This is a genomic window from Halobacillus sp., from assembly GCF_049282395.1.
Lineage (GTDB): Bacteria > Bacillota > Bacilli > Bacillales > Halobacillaceae > Halobacillus.
In genome coordinates, this window is record NZ_JBAPTY010000287.1 from 1 (window position 1) to 7,697 (window position 7,697).

Annotated in this window: 7 protein-coding genes and 1 pseudogene; 2 read left to right on the forward strand and 6 right to left on the reverse strand. The window is 40.1% G+C overall.

Going from position 1 to position 7,697, the window contains the following annotated elements:
• Both sda and WAM07_RS12650 read right to left on the reverse strand, forming a co-directional pair.
• Window positions 1-134, reverse strand: a 134-nt coding sequence (sda, locus tag WAM07_RS12645) for a sporulation histidine kinase inhibitor Sda (protein WP_422167364.1), incomplete at its 3' end; no start/stop codon positions are given.
• An 18-nt stretch (window positions 135-152) separates the two neighbouring features.
• A complete protein-coding gene (locus WAM07_RS12650) occupies window positions 153-680 on the reverse strand; it encodes a helix-turn-helix domain-containing protein (RefSeq protein WP_422167356.1) in 528 nt (175 codons plus the stop codon).
• A gap of 247 nt (window positions 681-927) precedes the next feature.
• On the opposite strand from WAM07_RS12650, the gene WAM07_RS12655 reads away from it, so the two are divergent.
• Entirely contained in the window at window positions 928-1,539 is a 612-nt protein-coding gene (locus tag WAM07_RS12655; RefSeq protein WP_422167358.1) for a trimeric intracellular cation channel family protein, read from the forward strand.
• A 38-nt stretch (window positions 1,540-1,577) separates the two neighbouring features.
• On the opposite strand, the gene cysK is transcribed toward WAM07_RS12655, so the two are convergent.
• From cysK to WAM07_RS12670, 3 genes are all read right to left on the reverse strand, one after another.
• Window positions 1,578-2,507, reverse strand: coding sequence for a cysteine synthase A (gene cysK, locus WAM07_RS12660; RefSeq protein ID WP_422167359.1), 930 nt, complete (start codon window positions 2,505-2,507; stop codon window positions 1,578-1,580).
• Window positions 2,508-2,630: 123 nt separating this feature from the next.
• Complete coding sequence (locus WAM07_RS12665) at window positions 2,631-3,263, reverse strand: YpmS family protein (protein ID WP_089751507.1); 633 nt, start codon at window positions 3,261-3,263, stop codon at window positions 2,631-2,633.
• Window positions 3,264-3,280: 17 nt separating this feature from the next.
• Entirely contained in the window at window positions 3,281-4,213 is a 933-nt protein-coding gene (locus tag WAM07_RS12670) for an SGNH/GDSL hydrolase family protein (protein WP_422167361.1), read from the reverse strand.
• Window positions 4,214-4,387: 174 nt separating this feature from the next.
• On the opposite strand from WAM07_RS12670, the gene WAM07_RS12675 reads away from it, so the two are divergent.
• Entirely contained in the window at window positions 4,388-6,664 is a 2,277-nt protein-coding gene (locus WAM07_RS12675) for an ATP-dependent DNA helicase (RefSeq protein WP_422167363.1), read from the forward strand.
• Between the two features lie 97 nt (window positions 6,665-6,761).
• Here WAM07_RS12675 and WAM07_RS12680 read toward each other — a convergent pair.
• Window positions 6,762-7,697, reverse strand: a pseudogene (locus WAM07_RS12680) (SAM-dependent methyltransferase); the annotation flags it as partial.

Here is a 7,697-nt window from a genome sequence, read left to right on the forward strand (position 1 = left end):
GAATATGTTTTTTCCTGTTTCCTCTTCTGAAGCTCATCTTCAAGCAGGTGAATAAAAGAGTGATCTAATTTCATCTCCACCGCTGTATGAAGTGAACGTATAAGCAGACGGTGTGGCAATTTTTTAACGATCATATAATATGACCCCTTTCGTTAGGATGGAAGTTCTGTTGATGCAGTAGCTGCTCCTATGATTTCGCCTTTCTGGTTATAGAGGGGCTGTGCAAATACATCATAATAAAGTAATCCATCTGACAAAGGGAAATAAATTCGTTGCCGTTGAGTTTCCTTTGTTTCGATCACTCTTTTCTTAAGGTCCATTAAAGCAAGAGTGCCTTCATTATAGTCAAGTTCATCGTCACGCTTTCCAAGTATGGGACTCATCTTAAAATCAGGGTGGGGATTAAACATCCAGGTGTATCGAAGTGAAAGGTCACAATGAGCCAGTGTGATAGGGGAATTAGCTAAAGCAGTCTGAAAAGGTTCGCTCAGGTGCTCTGTAAAAAATAAGGAAGGGTTAATATGGAGGAATGAAGAAATTTGAGATGCCACGGCCATACTGGGGTTTCTAGTCCCATTCTCAATTTGAGCATAATAGGCTCGATCAATATGAGCACCTTCGGCAATTTGCTGTTGAGTCAATTGTTGTTCCTTTCGGAGTTGGGTCAGCCATCTTCTCATTTTTTCCACATCCTACTTTCTTTTTTAAATAGAATATTTCGCATTATTTTTGAATATTCCTTGTGGCAGTTTGCAACAAGTTTACTTGATTTAATGCACAAGTAGCAACGGGAATCTATAAAATGGATGATTTTGGTTGGTTTTTGTTATTTTGAATATTATTATTTTTTTTACAGAAGTTTCTGTTATAATCATTCAGGTTGTTTATTTAAAGTTAGAAACTGGTGGATGAGAAAGGGGGCCTTTCATGAGTTGGGAAATATTAAATATTTTAGCGGTCAGTGCTTTTGCTTTCAGTGGAGCCATTGTGGCACTCAATGAGCGCTATGATATATTTGGTACATTCATATTAGGTATTGCTACGCCTTTCGCAGGTGGAATAATCCGTAATATAGCACTGGACGTTCCTGTAGTTCATGTGTGGGAGCAGGGTTATCTACTTTATGTTGCGTTTGGAACCATTGCGGTGGTCTATTTCTTTCCTAAGACATGGGTGCTTTCCTGGGATAGGTGGAACATTTATCCGGACGCGATTGGTTTATCCGCATTCGCTTTACAAGGAGCCTCATTCGCTATCGCACATAACTTCCCCCTGGGAGGAGTTATCTTTGCTGCTATATTGACTGGGGTAGGAGGGGGAGTTACAAGAGATGTTCTGGCTCAGCGGAGGCCGATGGTTCTCCATCAGGAAATCTATGCTGTTTGGGCATTAATGGCAGGTTTGCTTACCGGTGTTGGTATAATAGATGTACAAAGCGCTTCTCAAACTTACTTTTTGTTCTTCTTAGTGATTACTTGCCGTGTTTTGTCCTATCATTTAGGCTGGCATCTAAGATTTAGAGATTTATATAGACTTTAAAAAAGAGTTCGACCTCTACAAGGACGAACTCTTTTTCATTAGTATCGGAAAAGGTCGCCGGACAGATACCTCTCCCCAGTGTCAGGAGCAATGCAGACCACGATTTCTCCGGGCTGTTTTTTTGAAGCTACCTGCATGGCAGCCCAACAGGCAGCACCGCAGGATGTACCTAATAGAAGACCTTCTTCTCGTGCTAACCTTCTCGTAATATCGTACGCATCTTCATCTGTTACTTGGAAAATTTCATCATAGACTTCCTGATTTAAAATACTAGGGATGAAACCAGGGCTTGTACCAACCAGCTTGTGTTTTCCTGGCTTTCCACCGGAGAGAACAGGAGAGCCGGATGGTTCGGCAACATGTATCGTCATATCTTCAAATCGCTTCTTAAGTTCTTCGCCTGTGCCTGTAATCGTTCCTCCCGTGCCGGCAGTTGAAACGAACGCGCTTAGAGGTTTTCCTAGCTCATCCATTGCCTCAATAATTTCAGAAGCTGTTGTGTGACGGTGGGCATCTGGATTAGCCATATTTTCAAATTGCATGGGCATAAAACTATTATCTATTTCTTCTACAAGTTCTTTCGCTTTTTTAATAGCCCCAGGCATTTTTTCATCACCTGGCGTTAAAACGATCTCTGCGCCATAGGCTTTCAGAAGGTTGATCCGTTCTTGAGTCATCGTATCAGGCATGACAAGAATAGCACGGTAACCTTTAGCAGCAGCATTCATGGCAATACCTATTCCCGTGTTTCCGCTAGTAGGCTCGACAAGTGTAGAACCTTCTTTTAGCAGGCCGTCCTGTTCAGCCTGAGCCATCATATTGTAGGCAGCACGGTCTTTAACGCTTCCGCTCGGGTTGTACTTTTCAAGTTTCATATAAATGTCTGCTCCGTCTTTTGGAGCTAACCGATTTAATTTAACAAGAGGAGTATCTCCAATCAAATCAGCAATATTATTTACCACACGCATACGGTCACTTCCTTTTTATACAAGGGTTTGTATATAATTTTATCATGTTCTTCTATAACCTTCATCTCTCGAGGACTCCCGGGAGAAGTAGAAATAACCACTCTAGTGATATGTGAGCGGTTATTAAAAGTTTTTCTGTACCATCTTCTGAGCAAACTGGAACGAATCCTGAGGGACGGAAATTTTAAAGGCTAACTGATTTGAGTTTAAGTTAAAGCGATCAACCCGGATATTAAAGTTACTGGCTGTGTCCATTTGAGTGACAGCTACATAAATATTTTCTTCATTAGGATTTACCATTACCCATTCGGGAAGTTTATAGTTATCCTTCACGAAACCTAAGACTTTTTTATTCGGCAACGGAAGCTGTCCCAGTGATATCCGCTCCTGCTCAAGAACAAGGTCTCCGTTTTCCTGGACGATCGGATTTAATTCCACTTTAATGGGGATGACCTGATCAAATGCTTTAATGTTGCCTGTGAGCGTTACATTTCTATCCAGGGTAATCGAATAATCAAATACGGTCTGTGTTGATAATTCTTTTAAATATTCATTGGCCAGCTGTTCCATGTTTTCCTTGGTCGATACGATCGTAAATTCTGCATCTGAACTTTGCTTTTCTTTATCTACGTTGACGAGCGTATAGGTGCTCGGTAAAAAAACAAGGGAGAGCACCACTAATAAGACTATAATATTTAAAAGTGCTAATAGCCAAAAAGAAGTGCGCCACTTATTATTTAGAAAAAATCGTTTCATATGAACATTCCACCTGTTTATTGTTCGATATCCGGTCTTATATATTCTAACACGCGCTCTGCAATTCGTTTATAACCTTTTTCATTTGGATGGAAGTAGTCTTCTTTCCACAGAAGCTCCTCTTCAGACCCCAGAAAGATATCTTTAATAGGGATAAATTCAGCCTGTTCATAGTTTGAAATTACTTCTTTGCTTACACGGTTCCAGTCACTCATAATCTGTCCCAGTTCCGGAATATTATTAAAATAATAATCAAAAGGATTATAGAGTCCGACCAAATAGATGGGGACATCCGGATTAAGGCTTTCCACCCTTTGAAATATCTCGTTTAATCGTTCCTTATAACCCTTTTGAGCTTCCTGGAATTGCTCGTAATTTAAACTGGCAAAATTATTTTTCACCACTTTCATAACATCGTTGGCTCCGATCGTAATAATAACCACATCGGCTTCTCGCAATGACTGGGAGATTTCTTCCGTTTGCATTCGTTCTAAAAGCTGATCAGTACGGTTGCCGCGGACCCCGTAATTAGCTATATCAAGTGTTTCTAGTGGCTGGTTACTGTTAATTGTGTCTTCAAGAATTCCCACATAACCGTCATTATCGGTGGAATCACCAACCCCTTGAGTGAGTGAATCACCTATGGCTACAATATCAAGGTCCTGCCTGACGAAGAGACCGCGGGCACTTTCAATGACACTGGTAAATACGTCACGAAGTTCACCGCTTAGAGTTTCGTCAGCCTTATCAACATCGTTTTCGCTATCCGATTCATTTATATCACTTTCTTCATCATTTGATTGATGTTCCTTTTCTACCCCCTCTGTTTCGGTTTGCGGAGGAGACTGCTCGCTCTCTTGATTATCTGGCGTATATATAAATGCTGCTATGATGAAAAAGGCGATCGTAAGGGTAAGCAAAACAGATGCTACCCATCTCCAAATTTTCAATTAAGATCACCCCGATTTTTATGTTCCTATCTCCTATTATATGTTGTATCCATCTAATGGGAAATTGAAAAGTTTTTCCCACAATTATATCACGAAAAGATTTACAATAGACATACGTAAGTGCTTACGTTAATTTGAGGGTAAGCAAAGGGATTTAATGAAAGGGTGCGGAAGATGGCGGAACAAGTCACAATTTCAGTACGTGAATTGGTGGCCTACGTTTACAGGGGCGGAAGCATTGACAACCGGTTTCGTTCAAGTACGGCATTAACAGAAGGTACAGCTATTCATCAGGAAGTGCAGAGCACGTATAAAGAAAATGATAAGAAAGAAACCTTTTTAGAATATTTGTATCAGGAAGAAGGCATGGATATCAAGATTCAAGGCCGGTGTGATGGTATATTGGAGACAAAAGATGGACCTGTAATTGATGAAATCAAGTCCACAGCAAGAGAGCTGGATGAGATCACAGAAACGACTCACCCAGTGTATTGGGCTCAGGCTAAAGGCTATGCTTACATGTATGCTGAACAAGAAGGTCTTGAAGAAATTCAAGTTCAACTGACCTATGTGCAGAAGAAGTCTAAAGAAAAGAAACGGTTAAGACAGAAAATTTCTTTCCAGGATCTTGAGCTTTTTCTGAAGAATACGATGAAGGAGTATTCCTCCTATGCCAGAGTGCTTCTACATATTCGAGAGCAAAAACAAAAATCGGTACCAGATCTATCCTTTCCGTTTTCAGAGTATCGCAAAGGGCAGAGAAAACTTGCAGGAAGTGTCTATCGAACGATTGAAGAAAAGCGTAATTTATTTGCTCAAGCGCCAACTGGCATAGGTAAGACCATATCAACGCTTTTTCCTGCTATAAAAGCAATGGCTGTTGATCAAGTAGATCGTATTTATTATTTAACAGCTAAAACGGTTACAAGGGCCACTGCTGAAGAAGCTCTAGGCCTTATGGAAGATAAAGGGTTGTCTTTGCGATCAGTCACACTGACCGCAAAAGACAAAATTTGTTTCAAGGACGAAACGATTTGTCAGCCCGATTATTGTGAATTTGCCGATGGATATTACGATAAGATCAATGGAGCTCTTACCGATATCCTGTGGAACGAAACACGTTTAACTCGCTCAGTTATTGAAGCGTATGCAAGAAAGCATAAAGTATGTCCGTTTGAGTTTTCTTTAGATTTAACAAATGTGGCTGACGTTGTTATAGGGGATTATAATTATATTTTTGATCCCCGTGTTTCTTTGAAGAGGCTCCTGCCCGAATATAAGAAAAGAACCGCTCTATTGATTGATGAAGCTCATAACCTGGTAGAACGTGCAAGAGAGATGTTTTCGGCATCTATTCGAATGAATGACTTTGCTGTAATAGCGGATATGTGGCATGGTGCAGAGCACCCCTTAAATAAAGCAGCAAGTGCGATTTATAAAGATTTGAAGAATCTGAGTGAACAGGGAGAGAAAGATTTTGTTTTAGAAGAGATACCCGGCGAATTAGAAGAGAGTCTGGAAAGGTTTATTGAAACAGCAGAGGTTGAACTTCAAGAATCCACAGAGAATGACCAGAGCGAAGAATTACTGGAACTATATTTTTCTGTACAGAATTTCTTGAAAATTATTCCTCTTGCAGATGACCATTATCGATTTACAGCCTCCAAAACCGGCAGGGAGTTCACCCTAAAGCTTTTCTGTATGGATCCTTCCCATGTCCTTGAGAAAACAGCAAAGTCATTTCGATCAAGTGTGTTTTTCTCGGCAACCTTGTCCCCGTTTGGCTATTATAAAGACATGCTTGGCGGAAAAAAGGACGATTATATTTTGAAGCTTCCATCACCGTACGATTCTTCCCAGATCGATGTGATGGTGGCCCCGCTCTCTACTCGTTATAAAAACAGGGAAGAAACGGCAGAACGTCTTGCTCACTCTCTTTATCAGCAAGTCACTGAGAACCCGGGGAATCACTTGTTTTTCTTTCCTTCTTATCACTATTTGGAACTGGTATACAATCATTTCCGAAACTACGATGACGTTAATACAATCGTACAGGAACAAGGTATGGACGAGATTAGAAGAGATGAGTTTCTTACTCAGTTTGTCTCTGGAGGTAATTTGGCAGGATTTGCGGTTCTTGGAGGTGTCTTTTCGGAAGGTGTCGATTTAAGAGGAGATCGCTTAAATGGTGTTGCTGTAGTAGGAATTGGCCTGGCCCCAAGAAGCTTCGAAAAAGAATTAATTAAAGAGTATTTTTCTAATCGCGGAAGAAATGGCTATGATTATGCCTACGTTTATCCAGGTATGAATAAAGTACTTCAAGCCGGTGGTAGATTGATACGTTCAGAAACAGATTATGGATCGATTCAACTGATAGATGACCGCTTCCTTTCACCTAAATACCAAAGCTTGTTTCCAGAAGATTGGGGAAATTATCGAATAAAGAAATAATATGATTTCCTGGGAAATAGTTTTGGAGAATTATGTTTAGATGTTTTCGACAATAAGTACAATTAAATGGCAGGGGATCAGCACTAGTGCTGATCCCCTAAATATTTTCTAGTAAATCTTTGCAAAATCGTTTCACATGCGATTGAGTAGCTTCTGGTATGCCATAACTTTCAAAAATGGCCTGATCAACTTTACGCTGCAGTTTTTGAGTATTGAAAGAAGGGTCTTTTTTCTTTCCTTCAATAAGGGAGATAGTGCTCTCGACTACCACTTCTTTAAGCGATTCAGAAGGCTCGACGTAAGGAAGTTTTTTTAGGTAACCCGCTGTAATCATATTTGTCCGATTTAAAAACTTCCGCAACATGTATTTCACAAGCAGGCTATTGAGTAAACCAAGGAAATAAAAAAGGGCTTCCTGGTTTTTGGGAAACAAGTTTGCATTCACGCCAAATAAACTTCCCGGCGGGAGATAAGCGGCTGAAAACTCCACTCCCATAGAAGAACACGTGATTCCTTCTTTATAATAATAAGAGGGGTTTCGAACCATGAAGTTAGAATGGACATTTTTGTATTGGGGCCAATTCTTATGAATGTAATATTTGGGTTCATAGTACCAGGCATCTTTTGAACCTCCATTTTTGTAAAAAGGCAGCCAATCTTCATAATTAATGACTTCACTTTGCTCACGAAGGAAATATTTATCGTTTCCGGTAGAAATGCCTGTAACGATTTTTACAACATCACCTAAAGGCTCATAGGGAGTATGAAATAAACTAAGAATCTCAATCGGTACGTTGATAGAATAGTTGTAATTCGGATTGTTTTCAAAGTGAATTTGGTTCAGGTATTGTATGCTTTCATCGGGAGGGTTCGTGTATTCCTGTTCTATTAACCGATCGATTAATCTCATAGTTTGCTTCTTATCAATGAGTGCTGACGGTCTCTTTTTTAAAGTAAGAATACACGTTCTTACATCTGCCTTTCCTTTGTGGAATAGGCGGCGTGGTGCAAGGATAATTTCCTTAATTTCTGT